Origin of the sequence: Pseudomonas agarici (assembly GCF_900109755.1) — a bacterium.
Lineage (GTDB): Bacteria > Pseudomonadota > Gammaproteobacteria > Pseudomonadales > Pseudomonadaceae > Aquipseudomonas > Aquipseudomonas agarici.
In genome coordinates this window covers 25,446-45,113 of the sequence record NZ_FOAR01000013.1, presented here as the reverse complement: position 1 = coordinate 45,113, position 19,668 = coordinate 25,446, and the positions used below count along the sequence as shown (strand labels likewise).

6 protein-coding genes are annotated in these 19,668 nt (G+C 63.2%); 2 read left to right on the top strand and 4 right to left on the bottom strand.

From position 1 onward, the window contains the following. Positions 1–23 precede the first annotated feature (23 nt). Complete coding sequence (locus BMX68_RS13645) at positions 24–13,040, top strand: non-ribosomal peptide synthetase (protein WP_026013163.1); 13,017 nt, start codon at positions 24–26, stop codon at positions 13,038–13,040. 64 nt (positions 13,041–13,104) lie between these two features. On the opposite strand, the gene BMX68_RS13640 is transcribed toward BMX68_RS13645, so the two are convergent. The 4 genes from BMX68_RS13640 to dsbD all read right to left on the bottom strand — a co-directional run bounded on the left by BMX68_RS13640 (position 13,105) and on the right by dsbD (position 18,765). Then, positions 13,105–15,213 carry a hypothetical protein gene (locus tag BMX68_RS13640; RefSeq protein ID WP_017131835.1) on the bottom strand — a complete coding sequence of 703 codons (2,109 nt, stop codon included), beginning with the start codon at positions 15,211–15,213 and terminating at the stop codon, positions 13,105–13,107. A gap of 190 nt (positions 15,214–15,403) precedes the next feature. Further along, entirely contained in the window at positions 15,404–16,183 is a 780-nt protein-coding gene (gene dsbG, locus BMX68_RS13635; RefSeq protein WP_017131836.1) for a thiol:disulfide interchange protein DsbG, read from the bottom strand. Beyond that, positions 16,159–17,028 (bottom strand): TlpA disulfide reductase family protein, encoded by an 870-nt coding sequence (locus BMX68_RS13630; protein WP_017131837.1) that lies wholly within the window; start codon positions 17,026–17,028, stop codon positions 16,159–16,161. Before BMX68_RS13630 ends, dsbG begins: the two co-directional genes overlap by 25 nt. Next, positions 17,029–18,765, bottom strand: coding sequence for a protein-disulfide reductase DsbD (dsbD, locus tag BMX68_RS13625; RefSeq protein ID WP_017131838.1), 1,737 nt, complete (start codon positions 18,763–18,765; stop codon positions 17,029–17,031). It abuts the gene before it with no gap. Positions 18,766–18,993: 228 nt separating this feature from the next. On the opposite strand from dsbD, the gene BMX68_RS13620 reads away from it, so the two are divergent. Next, the gene (locus tag BMX68_RS13620) at positions 18,994–19,668 is read left to right on the top strand and encodes a response regulator (protein ID WP_017131839.1); all 675 of its coding nucleotides are present in this window, start codon (positions 18,994–18,996) and stop codon (positions 19,666–19,668) included.

The following is a 19,668-nucleotide window of genomic DNA, read 5'->3' as shown; positions in this document are numbered from 1 at the left end:
AGCCGACTCCAGGCAGGAATCCCATGATGGACGCGTTCGAACTCCCCCATACCCTGGCCCAGGCCCTTCAACGCCGTGCGCTGCAGACTCCGGAGCGAGTGGCGTTGCGTTTTCTCGCCGAAGACAAGGAGCAGGGCGCAGTCCTCAGTTACCGCGACCTGGATCTGCGGGCACGCACCATCGCGGCGGCGTTGCAGGCTAATGCCCGGCTGGGCGATCGCGCGGTGCTGCTGTTTCCCAGCGGCCCGGACTATGTCGCGGCGTTCTTCGGCTGCCTGTACGCCGGAGTGATCGCGGTGCCGGCCTATCCGCCGGAGTCGAGCCGTCGTCATCACCGGGAGCGCCTGCTGTCGATCATCGCCGATGCCCAACCGCGCCTGCTGTTGAGCCGTGCCGATCTGCGCGAGTCGTTGTTGCAGATGGACGAGTTGTCGGCTGTCGATGCGCCACAACTGCTCTGTGTCGATACCCTCGACAGTGATTTGGCCGCTGCCTGGGAGGCAGCCGACATACAGCCTGATGGCATCGCCTTCCTGCAATACACCTCCGGCTCTACAGCGCTGCCCAAGGGCGTGCAGATCAGCCACGGCAACCTGGTGGCCAACGAATTGCTGATCCGCCACGGTTTCGGCATCGACCTCAATCCCGACGACGTGATCGTGAGCTGGTTGCCGCTGTACCATGATATGGGCCTGATCGGCGGGCTGCTGCAACCGATCTTCAGCGGCGTGCCCTGTGTACTGATGTCTCCAGGTTATTTTCTCAGTCGGCCATTACGCTGGCTGGAGGCGATCAGTGAGTACGGTGGGACCATCAGCGGCGGGCCGGACTTCGCCTATCGGCTGTGCAGTGAGCGGATCAGCGAGACTGCCCTGGCGCGGCTCGACCTGAGCGGCTGGCGCGTGGCGTATTCCGGTTCCGAACCGATCCGTCTCGACACCCTGGAACGTTTCGCCGAGAAGTTCGCCCCGTGCGGTTTCAGCGAGCAGAGCTATTTCGCCTCCTATGGCCTGGCGGAAGCCACCCTGTTTGTTGCTGGCGGTCAGCGTGGCCGGGGGATTGCGGCATTGCGTCTGAATGACCTGGCCTTGGCCCAGAACCGTGCGGAACCGGGCGAGGGTAGCCCAATCATGAGTTGCGGCACCGGCCAGCCGGGGCATGCGGTGCGGGTAGTCGAGCCGAACACCTTACAGGTACTCGGCGACAACAGCATTGGTGAAGTCTGGGCCGCCGGTCCGAGCATTGCCCAGGGTTACTGGCGCAACCCCGAGGCGTCGGCCCGGACCTTTGTCCACCATGATGGCCACACGTGGCTGCGCACCGGCGACCTGGGGTTCCTGCGCGACGGTGAGCTGTATATCACCGGGCGCCTGAAAGACCTGTTGATCGTGCGCGGGCACAACCTCTATCCCCAGGACATCGAGCAGACCGTCGAGCGCGCAGTGGAAGTGGTGCGCCAGGGTCGCGTCGCTGCTTTCGCCGTCACTCGCGATGGCCAGGAAGGCATCGGCATCGCCGCGGAAATCAGTCGCGGCGTGCAGAAGATTTTGCCCCCTGAAGCATTGATCAAGGCTATCCGTCAGGCCGTGGCCGAGGCTTACCAGGAGCCGCCCAGCGTGGTGGTGCTGCTTAATCCGGGCGCCTTGCCAAAGACCTCCAGCGGCAAATTGCAACGTTCGGCCTGCCGCAGCCAACTGGCCGACGGCGGCCTCGACAGCTATGCGTTGTTCCCCGATCAAGCGGCTGCGCAAGGCGAGGCGACCGATACGCTGGCTGATGATCTGCAGGAAATAATCGGGCGGATCTGGTGCGAACAACTGCAACTGCAGCGGATCGGCGGCGACGACCATTTCTTCCTGCTCGGCGGCAACTCGATCCTGGCGACCCAGGTGGTGGCCCGGTTGCGTGAAGAACTGGGTATTGAATTGAGCCTGCGATTGTTGTTCGAGGCCCCGACCCTCGCCGCATTCGCCGCCCAAGTGGCATGCCAGCAACAGGACGGCGGGGTGGCCCAGGGCGCTATTGCGCGCTTGTCGCGCCACGAGGATTTGCCGCAGTCCCTGGCCCAGAACCGCTCGTGGTTGCTCTGGCAACTGGATCCTCACAGCAGCGCCTATACCATTCCCGGCGCCTTGCGCCTGCGCGGCGAACTGGACCAGGCGGCGCTTCGCCGCAGCTTCCAACAGTTGATCGACCGCCACGAATCCCTGCGCACGCGTTTCTACGAGCGCGATGGCCAGGCCCTGCAACGGGTCGACGCCGATGCCGCGTTCGAACTGCGGCTGATCGACCTCGGCGATCTGCCGGCGGATCAGCGGGAAACCCGCGCCCGGCAGATTCGCGAGAATGAAGCGCATACCCCGTTCGACCTGGAAAAGGGGCCGCTGTTGCGGGTGACCCTGATGCGCCTGGATGATCAGGAGCACCAATTGCTGGTGACGATGCACCACATCATTGCCGATGGCTGGTCGCTGAATATTCTGCTCGACGAGTTTTCCCGGCTGTACGCGGCGGCGTCCCAAGGCCAGGTCGCCGAACTGACGCCGTTGCCGCTGCAGTATGCTGACTACGGCAGTTGGCAGCGTCAATGGCTGGCCGAGGGCGAAAGCCAGCGTCAACTGGCGTACTGGCAAGTGCAATTGGGTGCCGGGCAAGCGCTGCTCAACCTGGCCACCGACCACCCGCGTTCGGCATACAAACGCCGTAGCGCGGCGCGCTTGAGCCTGCGCCTGGATGCCCCACTCAGCGAGGCGCTGCGCCAGACCGCCCGAGCCTACGAGGCGACGCCGTTCATGCTGTTGCTCGCGACATTCCAGAGTCTGCTGCACCGCTACAGCGGCCAGCGCGACATTCGTATCGGCGTGCCCAGTGCCAATCGCCCGCGCCTGGAAACCCAGGGGCTGATCGGCTTCTTTATCAATACCCTGGTACTGCGCGTTGAGCTGGACCCGTGCCAGCCGTTCGCCGACCTGCTGGCGCAAACCCGCCAGGCGACCCTGGAGGCCCAGGCCAACCAGGACCTGCCCTTCGAACAACTGCTCGAAGCATTCCCCGAGGCCCGCGAGCAGGGGCTGTTCCAGGTCATGTTCAACCACCAGCAGCGTGACCTTGATGCCTTGCGCCGCTTGCCGGGACTGCTGGCCGAGGAGTTGCCCTGGCACAGCCGCGAGGCCAAGTTCGATCTGCAACTGCACAGCGAGGAAGATCGCCATGGCCGCCTGAGCCTGGCTTTCGACTATGCCGACGAGTTGTTCGAGGAGGCGACCATTGCGCGCCTGGCCGAGCATTTCGTCAGCCTGCTGCAACAAGTCACGAACCGGCCACAGCAGGCTGTCGGTGAGCTGTCGTTATTGACGGCCAGCGAACAGGCCCAGCAACGCCAATGGAGCGTGGCACCCTGTGCCGAAGCCCGTCAGTGGTTACCGGAGCTGTTGAGCCGGCAAGCGCTGCTGACCCCCGAGCGCGTCGCGCTGGTGTGGGAGGGCGGTAGCCTCGACTTTGCCCAACTGCATGCCCGGGCCAACCGCTTGGCTCATTACCTGCGGGACAAGGGTGTCGGTCCGGATGTGCCGGTGGCCATCGCCGTGGAGCGTTCACCGCAGTTGCTGATCGGCCTGCTGGCGATCATCAAGGCAGGAGGGGCCTATGTGCCGCTCGATCCGGATTATCCGCGCGAACGCCTGGCCTATATGCTCGCCGACAGCGGCGCCGAACTGCTGCTGACCCAAAGTCATCTGCTCGCCGACCTGCCGGTGACAGCCAGCGTCAGTGCCGTGGCGATGGACCTGCTCAAGCTCGACAACTGGCCGAGCCAGGCACCCGGCCTGCATCTGCACGGCGACAACCTGGCCTATGTGATCTACACCTCCGGCTCCACCGGCCAGCCCAAGGGCGTCGGTAATACCCATGCGGCTCTGGCCGAACGGCTGCAATGGATGCAGGCGACCTACGTCCTGGATGCCAGCGATGTGCTGATGCAGAAGGCCCCGATGAGTTTCGATGTGTCGGTCTGGGAATGTTTCTGGCCGCTGATCACCGGCTGCCGGTTACTGCTCGCCGGCCCCGGCGACCATCGCGATCCTTATCGCATTGCGCAATTGGTGCAAGCGTTCGGCGTGACCACGTTGCACTTCGTGCCGCCGCTGCTGCAACTGTTTATCAATGAACCGCAGGTGGCGCGGTGCGCCAGTCTGCGACGGCTGTTCAGCGGTGGCGAAGCGTTGCCCGCCGAGCTGCGCAACCGGGTGCTGGAGCAGTTGCCGGACGTGCAGCTGCATAACCGCTATGGCCCGACCGAAACCGCGATCAACGTCACCCACTGGCACTGCCAATTGACCGACGGCGAGCGTTCGCCGATTGGCCGGCCCTTGGGCAACGTGCTGTGCCGGGTGCTCGATGCCGACCTGAACCCGCTGCCCAGCGGGGTGCCAGGTGAGCTGTGCATCGGTGGCAACGGTCTGGCCCGTGGCTACCTGGGACGTAGCGCCCTGACCGCCGAGCGTTTTGTCGCCGACCCGCTGGGGACGGCGGGCGAGCGCCTGTATCGTACCGGCGACCGTGTGCGCTGGGGCGCCGATGGTGTGCTGGAATACCTTGGCCGTTTGGATCAGCAGGTCAAGCTGCGCGGCTTGCGGATCGAACCCGAGGAAATCCAAGCACGTCTGTTGGCTCAGGACGGCGTTGCTCAGGCCGTGGTGTTGGTGCGCGAGACCGCCGCCGGCGGCCAGTTGATCGGCTACTACACCAGCCCCGAGGCGACTGAAACCGCCGAACTCCAGGCTCTCCGGCTCAAGACCGCCCTGGCGGCGCAGCTACCGGAGTATATGGTGCCGGCGCAACTGATGCGCCTGGACCAAATGCCGCTGAGCCCCAGCGGCAAGCTGGACCGCCAGGCTCTGCCCGAGCCGCAGTGGCAGGTACGCGAGCCTATCGAGCCGCGCACGGCGCTGGAGCGGCAAATCGCCGCGATCTGGTGCGAAGTGCTGGGCCTGGCGCGCGTCGGGCTGGGCGATGACTTCTTTGCCCTTGGCGGCCATTCGCTGCTGGCGACCCAGATCATTTCCCGGACCCGCCAGGCCTGCGATGTCGACCTGCCGTTGCGGGTGTTGTTCGAGACGCCGGAGCTGGGTGCGTTTGCCGAGCGAGTCCGTCTGATCCAGGCGTCCGGCCAGCGTAACCTGCAATCGACAATCGGCACTGTCGACCGCAGCCAGCCGGTGGCATTGTCCTATTCCCAGCAGCGCATGTGGTTCCTCTGGCAACTGGAGCCGGACAGCCCGGCCTATAACGTCGGCGGCATGGCGCGTTTGACCGGCGTGCTCGATGTCGCCTGTTTCGAGGCCGCGCTGCAAGCCCTGATCCTGCGCCATGAAACCCTACGCACCCGCTTCCCGAGCATTGACGGTGTGGCCTATCAGCGGGTGACGACCGAAACCGGCATCCGCCTGGCCTGGAAAGACTTCTCGGACCTTGATCGCCAGACGTGCGAGCAGCGTGTGCAACAACTGGCCGACCGCGAGGCGCATCGGCCCTTCGACCTGGAGACCGGACCGTTGCTACGGGCCTGCCTGGTCAAGGCCGGAGCGCAGGAGCACTATTTTGTCCTGACCCTGCATCACATCGTCACCGAAGGTTGGGCGATGGATATCTTTGCCCGTGAATTGAGTGCGCTCTACGAAGCCTTTATCGATGATCGCCAGTCGCCACTGCCGCCGTTGCCGGTGCAGTACCTTGACTACAGCGTCTGGCAGCGTCAATGGCTGGAATCTGGCGAGCGCCAGCGCCAGTTGGCGTACTGGAGTTCACAACTGGGCAACGAACATCCGTTGCTCGAACTACCGGGTGACCGGCCACGGCCCGCCGTACAAAGCCATCGCGGCGAGTTGTACCGCTTCGACCTCAGTGACGAGCTGGCTGCGCGGTTGCACGCCTTCAACGCACAACAGGGCCTGACCCTGTTCATGACCGTGATGGCTGCGCTGTCCGTGCTGCTCTATCGTTACAGTGGCCAGACCGACCTGCGTATCGGCGCACCGGTGGCCAACCGGATTCGCCCGGAAAGCGAAGGCCTGATCGGTGCCTTCCTCAATACCCAGGTGGTGCGCTGTCAGCTCGACGGGCAGATGCGCGTTGCTGAGCTGCTCGACCAGGTACGCCACACCGTGATCGAAGGCCAGTCCCATCAGGACCTGCCGTTCGATCATCTGGTGGAGGCCCTGCAACCGCCGCGTAGCGCGGCCTATAATCCGTTGTTTCAGGTGATGTGCAATGTCCAGCGCTGGGAGTTCCAGCAAAGCCGCCGCCTCGGCGGGATGAAAGTCGACTACCTGGTCAACGATGCCCGGGCGACCAAGTTCGACCTCAACCTGGAAGTCACCGACCTTGATCATCGCCTGGGTTGCTGCCTGACCTACAGCACCGACCTGTTCGATGAACCGCGCATCGCGCGCATGGCCGCGCACTGGCGCAACCTGCTTGAAGCACTGATCAGCGATCCGCAACAGCGCCTGAGCGAGTTGTCGCTGTTGCAGGCCGACGAGCAACAGGCGCTGTTCGCCAGCCTGGCGGGCGAAGACGGCGAGCACCGGCTCGACCAGTGCGTCCAGTGCCTGTTCAGCCAACAGGCCGAGGCTCGGCCACAGGCGCCGGCACTGACCTTTGCCGGCCAGACCCTGAGCTATGCCGAACTCAATGCCCAGGCCAATCGCCTGGCCTGGCGCCTGCGCGAACAGGGCGTGGGGCCGCAGGTGCGGGTCGGTCTGGCGCTGGAGCGTTCGCTGGAGATGGTCGTCGGCCTGCTGGCGATTCTCAAAGCCGGTGGCGCCTATGTGCCGCTGGACCCGGAATACCCGCTGGAGCGCCTCAAGTACATGATCGAGGACAGCGGCATCGGTTTGCTGCTGAGCAACAGTGCTTTGCTCGCCGCGCTTGGCCCGTTGCCAGCGGGTGTCGGGCAATGGTGCCTGGAGCAGGACGGTCCGGCGCTGGCGGTTTATCCGTCCGACGAGCCGCCGTTTATCAGCTTGCCACAGCACCAGGCATACCTGATTTATACCTCCGGCTCCACCGGCAAACCCAAGGGCGTGGTGGTATCCCACGGTGAAATCGCCATGCATTGCCAGGCGGTGATCCGCCGCTTCGACATGCGGCCCGATGATTGTGAGCTGCATTTCTACTCGATCAACTTCGATGCCGCCACCGAGCGTCTGCTGGTGCCTTTACTGAGCGGCGCACGAGTAGTATTGCGAGCCCAGGGACAGTGGGATGCCGAGGCCATCTGCCAACTGATTCGCCAGGAACGAGTCAATATCCTCGGCTTTACGCCCAGCTATGGCAGCCAATTGGCCCAGTGGCTGGCGACTCAGGCGCAGACCTTGCCGGTGCGTATGTGCATTACCGGCGGCGAAGCCCTGACCGGCGAGCACCTGCAACGGATTCGTGCGGCATTCAAGCCGAGCCTGTTCTTCAACGCCTACGGCCCGACGGAAACCGTGGTGATGCCGCTGGCCAGCCTGGCGCCTGAACGGCTGGAGGAGGGCGCGGCCAGCGTACCGATCGGCAGGCTGATCGGTGCCCGCGTGGCCTATATCCTCGATGCCAATCTGGCGCTGGTACCCCAAGGCGCCCCTGGTGAGCTGTATGTCGGTGGGGCGGGGCTGGCCCAGGGTTATCACCAGCGTCCGGGGATCACCGCCGAGCGTTTTATCGCCGATCCGTTCGCCACCGCTGGCGCACGGCTGTACCGCACCGGGGATCTGGTGCGCCAGCGTGCCGATGGCCGGGTGGAATACCTGGGACGGATCGACCATCAGGTGAAGATCCGTGGTTTTCGGATTGAGCTGGGGGAAATTGAAACCCGGTTGCTGGACCATCCGGCGATTCGCGAGGCGGTGGTGCTGGCACTGGATGCCCCCGGCGGCAAGCAACTGGCCGCTTACCTGGTCAGCGATGTGGCGACGCAGGAGGAGGAGCAACAGGCGCCACTGCGTGACGCACTCAAGGCCCACCTGAAAAGCCAGTTGCCGGACTATATGGTGCCTACTCACCTGATTCTACTGGAGCGCATGCCGCTGACCGCCAACGGCAAGCTCGACTGGCGTGCCTTGCCGGCACCCGACCTGCAGTTGAACCGCCAGCACTATGTGGCGCCGAGCAACGCGCTGGAGCAAAGCCTGGCGGGGATTTGGCGCGAGGTGCTGAGCGTCGCCCAGGTCGGGCGGGACGATAACTTTTTCGAGCTGGGCGGCGATTCGATCCTGTCGATCCAGGTGGTCAGCCGGGCACGTCAGCAGGGTATTCACTTCAGCCCCCGCGACCTGTTCCGGCACCAGACCGTGCAGAGCCTGGCGGCAGTGGCCACCCGCAGCGAGCGGATCAACGCCGAGCAAGGCTTGCTCAGTGGCGTTTCGAGCCTGACGCCGATCCAGCATTGGTTTCTCGACAGCGAGATTGCCCAGCGCCAGCATTGGAACCAGGCGTTGGTGCTGGAACCAGTGTCGGCTCTTGAGCCTCACGCGCTGGATCAGGCGCTGGCGGCATTGCTGGAGCATCACGATGCATTGCGCCAGAGCTTTACTGGCGAGGCGGGTAGTTGGCGAGCCGAATACCGCGCACCGGACGAGACGCCGCTACTGCAACAGGTGCGCGTTGCCTCGCTGACACACTGCACTGCACTGTTCAGCGAGACCCAACGCAGCCTCGACCTGCAACAGGGGCCGTTGCTGCGGGCCTTGCTGGTGGATGGGCCGCAGGGCGAACAACGCCTGTTGCTGGCGATTCATCACCTGGTGGTGGACGGGGTTTCCTGGCGCATCCTGCTAGACGACCTACAGACCGCCTACCGCCAGTCGCTGGCCGGCCAATCGCTGCGACTGCCGGCGAAAACCAGTGCCTTGCGTGACTGGGCCGACCGTCTACAGGCCTATGCGGGCAGCGAGTCGCTGCGCGAAGAATTGGCGGACTGGCAGGCGCAATTAGCTGGGCCGCGCTTCGAACTGCCCTGCGAACGCCCGCAGGGCGGGCGCCAACAGCGTCATGCCGAAACGCTGAGCGTGCGTCTCGATGCCGCACGGACCCGCGCCTTGCTGCAACAGGCACCGAGCGCCTACCGCACGCAGGTCAACGACCTGTTGCTGACGGCCCTGGCGCGGGTGGTCTGCCGCTGGACCGGGCAACCATCGGCGCTGGTGCAACTGGAAGGCCATGGCCGCGAAACCCTGTTCGACGAGATCGACCTGACCCGCACCGTCGGCTGGTTCACCAGCGCCTATCCGGTGCGCTTGACCCCGCTGAATATCGAGGCAGGCGCGGGGCAGGGCGACTCGATCAAGGCCATTAAAGAACAACTGCGCGGCGTGCCGCACAAAGGCCTGGGTTACGGCGTGCTGCGCTACCTGGCCGAGCCGTCGCTGCGCGCGGCGATGGCGGCCTTGCCGGTGGCGCCGATCACCTTCAATTACCTGGGGCAGTTCGACCAGAGCTTTGGCGACGACGCCCTCTGGCACCCGTTGGAAGAGTCGCCGGGCGAGACGCATGACGCCGAGGCGCCGTTGCCCAACGAGTTGAGTATCGACAGCCAGGTCTATGGCGGTGAACTGGTGCTGCGCTGGACCTTCAGCCGCGAACGTTTTGCCAGCACCACCGTGGCCGAACTCGCGGACGCCTACCTGGGCGAGCTGAGCAGTCTGATCGAGCACTGTCTGGGCGACGCCGCCGGTGGCCTGACGCCCTCGGACTTTCCATTGGCGCGCCTGACCCAGCCACAACTCGACGCACTGCCGGTGGCGGCCAGCCAGATCGAGGATGTCTATCCGCTGACCCCGATGCAGGAAGGCCTGTTGCTGCACACCCTGCTGGAGCCGGGCACGGGGCTGTACTACATGCAGGACCGCTACCGGATCAACAGCGAACTCGATCCACGGCGTTTCGCTCAGGCCTGGCAGGCGGTGATTGCCCGCCATGAAGCCTTGCGTGCGTCGTTTTGCTGGAACGTCGGCGAAGACATGCTGCAAATCATCCACAAACCGGGCAGTACGCCCATCGAATACCTGGACTGGAGCGCCGAGCCCGAGGACCGGCAGGAACCACGTTTGCAACGCCTGCTCCAGGCAGAGCGCGAGGCGGGTTTCGATCTGCTGCGCGAGGCACCGTTCCATCTGCGCCTGATCAAGGTCGGCGCGGCGCGCTACTGGTTCATGATGAGCAACCATCACATTCTCATCGATGCCTGGTGCCGCTCGTTGTTGATGCACGACTTCTTCGAGATCTACACCGCCCTCGGCGAAGGCCGGCAAGCACAACTGGCCGCATCACCGCGCTACCGCGACTACATCGGCTGGCTGCAACGCCAGGACCTGGTCGCGGCGCGGCAGTGGTGGCAGCACAACCTGCAAGGCTTCGAGCGCACCACCCCAATTCCGAGCGACCGGCCATTGTTGCGTGAGCATGCCGGGGAAAGCGGCGGCATGCGCGTGGGCGACCGCTACACTCGCCTGGACCCCCGTGACGGTGTGCGGCTGCGCGAGCTGGCGCAGCAACACCAGTTGACCGTCAACACCTTCGCCCAGGCGGCCTGGGCGTTGGTGCTGCGCCGCTTCAGCGGTGATCGCGACGTGGTGTTCGGCGTTACCGTGGCCGGTCGTCCGGTGGCGATGCCGCAGATGCAGCGCACCGTCGGGTTGTTCATCAACAGCATCCCCTTGCGGGTGACATTGCCGCCAGACGGCGCCGGTTGCAGTGTGCGCAACTGGCTCAGCGGCCTGCTGGAACGCAATATGGAACTGCGCGAGTACGAGTACCTGCCGCTGGTGACGATCCAGGAAAACAGCGAGCTGCCCAAGGGCCAACCGCTGTTCGACAGCCTGTTCGTGTTCGAAAACGCGCCGGTGCAAGTGGCGGTGCTGGACCGGGCGCAGAGCCTCAACGCGAGCTCCGATTCAGGTCGCACCCACACCAACTTCCCGCTGACCGTGGTCTGCTATCCGGGCGATGACCTGGGGCTGCACCTGTCCTATGACCGGCGTTACTTTGAGGAGAGCAGCGTCGAGCGCCTGCTCAGTGAGTTCAAACGGCTGCTGTTGGCGCTGCTGGACGGTTTCCATGGCGATATGGCCGAGCTACCGCTACTGGGGGCCGACGAGCGCGACTTCCTGCTCGAAGGCTGCAACCGCAGTAGCCATGAATATCCGCTGGAGCAGAGTTACGTGGCGTTGTTCGAGGCACGGGTGGCCGCGCATCCGCAACGTATCGCCGCGACCTGCCTGGAACAGCAGTACAGCTATGAACAGTTGAACCAGGTTGGCAATCGCCTGGGCCATGCCCTGGTCGCGGCTGGCGTCGGTTTCGACCAGCCGGTCGCCCTGCTGGCCGAGCGCAGCCTCGATCTGCTGGGGATGATGGTCGGCAGCTTCAAGGCCGGCGCCGGTTACCTGCCACTGGACCCCGGTTTGCCAAGCCAGCGTCTGGGCCGGATCATTGAGCGCAGCCGCACGCCATTACTGGTTTGCACCCGCGCCTGTCGCGACCAGGCGCACGCCTTGCTGGATCAGTTCGTCGCTGCCGAGCGCCCGCAACTGCTGGTCTGGGAGACGGTGCAGGAGGGCTCGTACCCGCTGTCCAATCCGGGGCTGTACAGCGCGCCGGACAACCTCGCCTACGTGATCTACACCTCCGGTTCCACCGGATTGCCCAAGGGCGTGATGGTCGAGCAGCGCGGCATGCTCAACAACCAACTGAGCAAGGTGCCGTACCTGGCGCTGAGCGAAGCCGACGTGATTGCCCAGACGGCCTCGCAGAGCTTCGATATTTCGGTCTGGCAGTTCCTCGCGGCGCCCTTGTTCGGTGGCCGGGTGGATATCGTGCCGAATGCCATCGCCCATGATCCGCAAGGTTTGTTGGCCCATGTCCAGCGCCAGCGCATCAGCGTGCTGGAAAGCGTGCCATCGCTGATCCAGGGCCTGCTGGCCCAGGAGCGGGTCAGCCTCGACGGCCTGCGCTGGCTGCTGCCGACCGGCGAGGCAATGCCGCCGGAACTGGCGCACCAGTGGTTACTGCGTTATCCGCAGATTGGGCTGGTCAACGCCTATGGTCCGGCCGAGTGCTCGGACGATGTGGCGTTGTTCCGCGTCGACCTGGCGTCGACCTGCGCCAGCTACCTGCCAATCGGTACGCCGACCGACAACAACCGCCTGTACCTGCTCGACGGTGCCGATGAATTGGTGCCGCTGGGCGCGGTGGGAGAGCTGTGCGTGGCCGGCACCGGTGTCGGGCGCGGTTATGTCGGCGATCCGCTGCGCACCGCCCAGGTGTTCGTGCCCAACCCGTTCGGCGCGGCGGGCGAGCGCCTGTATCGTAGCGGCGACCTGGCGCGTCGGCGCAGCGACGGGGTGCTGGAATACATCGGGCGCATCGACCATCAGGTAAAGATTCGCGGTTATCGGATCGAACTGGGGGAAATCGAAGCCCGCCTGCACGAGCAGCCGGAAGTCCGCGAGGCGGCGGTCGGCGTCCAGGACGGCATCAACGGCAAGCATTTGGTCGGGTATCTGGTGGCGCTCGACACGGCGCCGAATCCGCGCGAATGCCTGGACCGGATCAAGCAACGGCTGCGGGCGCAACTGCCAGAGTACATGGTGCCGTTGCACTGGCTGTGGCTGGAGCGCCTGCCCCTCAATGCCAACGGCAAGCTCGACCGCAAGGTGCTGCCGGACCTGGAGATCGGCCAGTTACACGGCCAGGACTACCTGGCGCCGCGCAACGAACTGGAGCGGACCCTGGCCGCGATCTGGGCCGAGGTGCTCAAGGTCGAGCGGGTCGGGGTGCTGGACAACTTCTTTGAGCTGGGCGGGCATTCGTTGCTGGCGACGCAGATCGCTTCACGGGTACAGAAAACCCTGCAACGCAACGTGCCGCTGCGGGCGATGTTCGAATGCAGCACCGTGGAGGACCTGGCCCGTTATATCGATGGGCTGGCGGCCAATGCAATCAACGAAGAGAAAGTCGACCGCCTGAGCGACCTGATGGCGGAGTTGGAAGGTTTGTAACGGTTGGCGACCGATGATCGTTCCCGCGCCGGAGCACGGGAATGATCCTTTAGAATGGCCTTGGTCACTGACCTTTATAGGACCATTTTATGTGGTCGGTGGGGATGCCCAATGCCTTGAACTTCTCCTCCACCGAGCCCAGGCAGGCGCCACCATCGGGTTTGTAGTGACCCGAGGCGTCGTTGACCATGGCGATAACATCCACCACACCGTCAACGTCCGCTCTTCTCTCGATCCTGAATTCGCCCGCGCATATCACCGGCCTGCCATTCCCCAGTTGGCTGTGGCGGACATAGTCGGCACTGTCCTCGTGGTTCCAGAGTCGGTAAATGATCGAGCCTTCCGGTGTGAATACCCAGGTGTAACTGTTGTTGCTGTCGTTGGGCTTGAGTGCTTCACAGTCGCGGGTTTTGAGGATTTCGCCGATCAATCGGCCATTGTTCATGCCGATCAACTGACCGACACCGTCAATGCTGGACGGGTCATAGTTGCGCCAGGCTTTCAAGTCACCTATGTAGGGCATCAGCGTCACTGGATAAGTCTGACCGTTGAAGTCTATGTGCCGGTTGTAGCGAATGTCTCGCCAGTTGCACCAGGAAATCGTGCTTCCCCAGGAAATATGCGCGGAGCGGTAGGGCGGCGAAACCCAGCGATTGATGCTGCGCAGCGAGTCGTTCAGGTAGCGGTCGTTGGCTTTCAATACGATGGATTCCAGCTTCCACTGGTCGTTGCCTCCCGATTCGGCTCTCGATTCCTGATAGAACAGGATCGTATGGACATCGCGCATCGGGATTCTGGGCTTGCCGAACATCGCCTGGATATCGATATCAATGGTGACCGAATCGCCCGCGCTGGGCGCATCGAACAGGCGCACGGCTTTGTCGAGGGAGGTCAGGGTCATCATGATCTTGTCCGAAGTCCCGGCCCAGAATACGTTGGCGACAGTGACGGTGACCGACAACTTGATGATGTAGCCCAATTGCCGGCGCTGAAACACTGCGTTAATGGCCCGGCGCTGTCTGATATGACGTATCCGCCAGTGCAGGCGTTCGGCGCGTAGCGTGTCATAGTCCATCAACTGGATTCGCCCGTCTTCGAACTCAAGCACTTTTCCGCTCAAGGGCTGAATCAGGTAGCCGTCGCTGCTCATGTACCAGTTCTGATGGGAGTTCTCCGGATCGGGAGCGGCAAGGACGATGCTGTCGGACTTCGTGGTCAAGGCCAGTCCGGTAGCGACATCGATCAGTTTTTCCTGTTCGTAGCGCCAGGCACCGTCTTGCTCCTGCGCATCCTCCACCGACACCAACTGCGCCTGTGAGGCATTGAATACCAACCTGGAGCCCGTGTGCTTGTTGCTACTGAGGAAGAAGTGCTGCTCGGGTAACAATTGTGCAAGCTGATTCTCGCGGGTGAAAGGCGAAACCATGTAAGGTTTGAAAAACCACTGTTGACGTTCTGTCGGAGACATTGCGTACTCGGTGAGTTCCACGACCCGTTCGCCGGTTTGCGTCCAGGCCAGATCATTGCTGAAAGAGCGGATGCTGCCCTGACGGTCGATATTCCACTGATCATTGCCCCCTTCGTCACTTTCCATCAGGCGTATCGACGAAGTCCCGGAAGCGCTTTGCGCAGCCGACAAGCGTCGATTCTCTCGACCGGTAAAGATCGCGCCAATGTTGTCGACGACCCAAATCTGCTGGCTGCTGGCGGCCAGAGGTTCCAGGCTAACGGCTGGGCTGGCGCTGTCCCAGGTCAAGGCGGCGCCACTGTGGCTATTGATGATCCAGAAGTACTGGTGAGTATCTTGCGCGGCTTCGTGCAGGATGGAGCGGGTCCTGGTGTGGCGACCCTGTTGTCCATCCAGGAATACCAACCATTCCGAACGCTCGATGTGGATCGAAACCAGCCTCTGGTCGCCCAGTTTCAGCACTTTCTGACCCAGTAGCTGGCGCGTCGGACCGTATGCCAACACCTGTAGCTCGCCGGGATTCTCCAGATTATTGAGCGGCCAGTAGTCGATACAGCCCTGGCTGATTACCGTGACAAGGCCATTGGCTTCCATGGTGGGCACCTGGCCGGTCTCAGCCCAGATGGGCTCAAGATTGTCAGCGAACGAGGGGGCGCGGGAGCGTGGGATATGGCGTATCTGCGCCAGGTAAATATTGAGTGACATGACTGCCCTTAAGCGTTGTGACTGAGTGAAGTCACCAGCTTAGGGAGTACACTGTTGCCTGTCGTTTGTGCTTTGCCGACAGCAACGGACGGACAATGTCAAAGCAATGTGTGGGAGACGAGCTGCGCCGGGCTACTTTTTCGATGGCTCCCACTTGAGTAGGGGAGCGATCATCCTGCTTGCACGTCAGTCACTTAGGCCCGAGCATGTGCACCAGCTTGTCAGCCGACGGTGCTCCCTGCTGCTGTTGCAGGTCGCCGTTGTCGTCGAGGTAGAAGATCGATGGCGTGGCCGATAATTCCAGCTCTTCCATCAACTCCATATTGGCATCGAGCTTGGCCTGGATTTCTTTCGGAATACTCGCCAGCGGCTTGAGCGAACTGCCCTTGCCGGCCTTTTCATGGTCGTGCAGGGCCAGTTGTGAGTCCTTGGCGGTAAACAGGGCGGCGGCCTTGGCCGCGCTGTCTTCGCGGATGATTCCGACCATGATGTGCCGCAACTGCACCTTGCCGGCATCGACCCACGGCCTTGCCTGCTCCCAGAACATGTTGCAGTACGGGCAATTCGGGTCACTGAACAGATAGACAATGCGCGGCGCATCCGGCTTGCCGTCCTCGATCCAGTTGCTCTTCTCCATCTGGCCCCAGACCTGCTTGGCCATTGGCGTATAGACTAGCTTGTGCAACGGCGCTTGACTCAGGTCTTTACCCTCGGTGTCATACAGGTTGCCGGCGATCACATGCTTGCCATTGGGCGTCAAATACAGGGCCATGCCACGGTTCTGATACTGCGCGGCATATCCACGCAGGCCGTCAGGGGCGTCGAAGCTGCCAATGATCTTGGCGCCCTTGGCTTCGATACTCTTGATCGGCGCAGGCAGCTCTTCTGCCTGTGACACGGGCACCTGCAACAGCCACGCGCCAAAGGCGGTGCTCAGACTCCGGTTCAACAGGCGGCGGTAGAAGGACATAGCGGTTTCCTTGCTAGGGCCGGAGAGGCCGTATTGGATGGGACAGGGCCGAAGTTTTCCAAGGCCCGGGCCAGGCTGGCCTCGGATAGTTCGCCCAGGTGACTGCCGAGCAGACGGCCTTTGGCGTTGTAAAAAAGCGTAGTGGGCAAGGCCATGGACCCGACGGTCTGGGCCAGTTGGCCGGTGCCGTCGAACAGGATATTGTCGAGATTCAGGCCTTGGGTCATGAGAAAAGTCGCCACGCTTTGGATGCTTTCGGCCTGGTTGACGAACAGAAAGGTCACGTCCTGGCGTTGCCGTTGGGCCTTTTGCAGCACCGGCATTTCCCGGCGGCACGGCGGGCACCAGGTGGCCCAGAGATTGATCACCAGCGGCCCACCCGCGTAGTCGGTCAAATGTACGGTCTGCCCTTGGGCATTGAGCAGGGTGATGTCCGGCAGGCGCGAGCCTTGCTCGTAGAGGGTGGTCGATAAGGTCGCCAGCAGCCAGAAGGCGATCCCGCTGCCCAGGCCCACGCCTAACGGCTTGCGAAGTGCCGGGCGCCGCCAGCCCCAGGCCACGGCACCGATCAGCAGCGCCAGCAGGCCGGGCCAGAGCAGGAAGCCGCCGTCGCGGATGTCGAGGATCTGCAGCGGGTCGTTGCGAAAGTAGCTCCAATAGGCAATCACGAAACTGCCCCGGGCTACCAGCATCGCTAGCAGGAACAGACCGAACAGCACTGACTCCGGGTTGTCGCCGCCGTGCCTGGCCACCCGCCAGCCGACCAGCGTCGCCAGGGCGAGGGCCAGCAGCAACAGCAGGTGGTTGATCGAGAGGGCGAAGGTACCGAGAGTCAAGGTAAGCATTTAGCGGGCGTCTCGTGTGTTGTGCCAGTTTTGCAGGAACGCGCTGACGTCGACTTCACCGGTGATGCGGCTGGAGCGCTGCTCGACGCCTTCGGGGGTTATCCACAGCAGGGTCGGTGGACCGGGCACTTCAAAGCGACCGAGCAGTTCGCGGCTGGCGCCAGTGTCGGCGGTCACGTCCAGGCGCACTAGGCGTACATCGCGCAGGGCATCGATCACTTCGGCCTTGGCGAATACCTGTTTCTCCATGATCTTGCACGACACGCACCAGTCCGCGTAATAGTCCACCAGTACCCACTGGCCCTGGGCCTTGGCACTGTCCAGTTCGCGTTGCAGGGCTGCCGGGTCGTTGACTGTGACAAAAGCGTCATGGCTGGCTCCCGTGCTGCCGCCTGCCGTGGAACCGGTGTACACCTGTAACGGTCGCCATGGATCGCTGCCGCCGCCTGCGGCACCGATCACCAACAGCGTGCCCCAGAGACCCAGCAGCAAGCAGCTACAACGGGCGATCAAGGCGGCACGCCCTGGTTGGTGCGACAGCCGCCAGGCACAGCATGCGACGATCAACGCCAGCGCGCCCCAGAGGCCGACCCACAATGACTCGTCGAGCACCGGGCGAACCATCAGGATCGCGGTGCCAAGGAACAGGAAGCCGAATATCGCCTTGACCCGATCCATCCAGGCTCCCGGCTTGGGCAGGAAGCGATTGCCCACGGTCACCAACAGCAACAGCGGCAGGCCCATGCCGATGCCGAGGCTGAACAGGACCAGGCCGCCGAACAGCAGGTTGCCGCTCTGGGCGATATACAACAAGGCACCGGCCAGCGGTGCGGTCATGCACGGTCCGACCAGCAGTCCGGACAGCGCACCGATGATTCCCGCGCCCACCAGGCTACCGCCCTGGCGTCCTTGGCCGGCACGCTCCAGGCGGTCGCGCAGGGCCGCGGGCAGTTGCAGTTCGAAAAAACCGAACATTGGCAACGCCAGGACCACGAACAGCGCCGCGAAGCTGCCCAACAACCAGGGTTGTTGCAGAAAGGCCTGCAGGTTGCCGCCCAGCAAGGCCGCGATCACACCGAGAGCGGCATACACCAGCGCCATGCTGACCACGTAGCTGCCCGCCAGGGCAAAGCCGCGTCGCGGGCTGGCGCCGCTGCCGACCACCAGGCCGGCGAGAATCGGCAGCATGGGCAGCGTGCAAGGGGTAAAGGCCAGCAACAGGCCCAGGCCGAAGAAGACCAGCAGGCTCCAGCCCAATGCGTGTTCACTCAGGCGGTTGGCCAGAGATTGGTCTTGCGCCTGCCCAACCACCGGCTGGGCAGCTGCTCCTCCCAGATCGAGCACCTGGCTTTGCGGTGGATAACACAGTCCGGCATCCGCACAGCCTTGCCAGCCAACGGTGACTTGACCGCTGGCGCCGGCCGGAATCAGCAGTTCCAGTTCGTTGCGATAAATCGGCTGTTCGCCGAAGAACTCGTCGCTGTGGGACTGCGCTTGAGGCAGTACGGGACGCTGTGCCGGGTCCAGTCCTTCGAACTTCAGGCGTTTTTGATACAGGTAATAATTATCGGCAATCTGCCAGTACAGCCGGGTCTGGCCGGATTCGAGCTTCTCGGAGCTGAAGGCGAACGCCTGGCCGACAGGCAGGAATTCGTTTTTCTTGACCGCAAAGGGATCGTTGCCGGCTTGGACCAGCCCGGCAAACAGCAGAAAAATCAGGGTGAATAACCAACGCATGAAAAAACCTTAATGCAAGAAGCTATCCGAGCAAGTGTGCCGGGCAGCGATTAACCGATTATTAACCCATGCAGCCGCCGAGTGCATACATTCTAAACCGGTGCCGGAGAAGCGTGTGGCCGAGTCGCTCGCCAGGGAACTCACAGTTACCTATCCTTGGCTCATTGGCGACATAATCGTGGCTTAATCCATTTGTGTTCCGATGGATATATTTGCACAGGTATTCCCATGCACGTACTGGTTTGCGAAGACGACGAGTTGATTGCCAGCGGCATCGTTGCCGGACTGACTGCCCAAGGTATGATAGTGGAGCACGTGGCCACGGCATCTGCCGCGCGGGCCATGTTGCGCGCGGCAACGTTCGACGTGATGGTGCTCGATCTGGGGCTGCCCGACGAAGACGGTCTGAAATTGCTCACCCAGTTGCGCGGCAAGGGCGTGGAACTGCCAGTGCTGATCCTCACCGCCCGCGATTCGGTGAGCGACCGGGTCGACGGTCTGCAGGCCGGTGCCGACGACTACCTGCTCAAGCCGTTTGACTTGCGCGAGCTCTTCGCTCGCCTGCAGACGTTGCTGCGACGGGTGGCCGGGCGCAGTGTCAACGTGATCGAGCATGGTCCGCTGAGCTACGACCCGAGTAACCGGATCACCACCTTGAACGGCCAGCCAGTGGACCTCTCGCGGCGCGAGCAGGCGCTGTTGCAGACGTTGCTGCACAACCCTGGCCGGGTCCTCTCCAGCGACCAGTTGAAAGACAGCGTCTATGGCTTCAACGACGAACTGGAAAGTAATGCCCTGAATGTGCATATCCATCATTTGCGCCGCAAGCTGGGCAATGGCATCGTCGAAACCGTGCGTGGCCTGGGTTATCGCCTGGGCCACGCGGGTGGCGCGGAGCTGTAG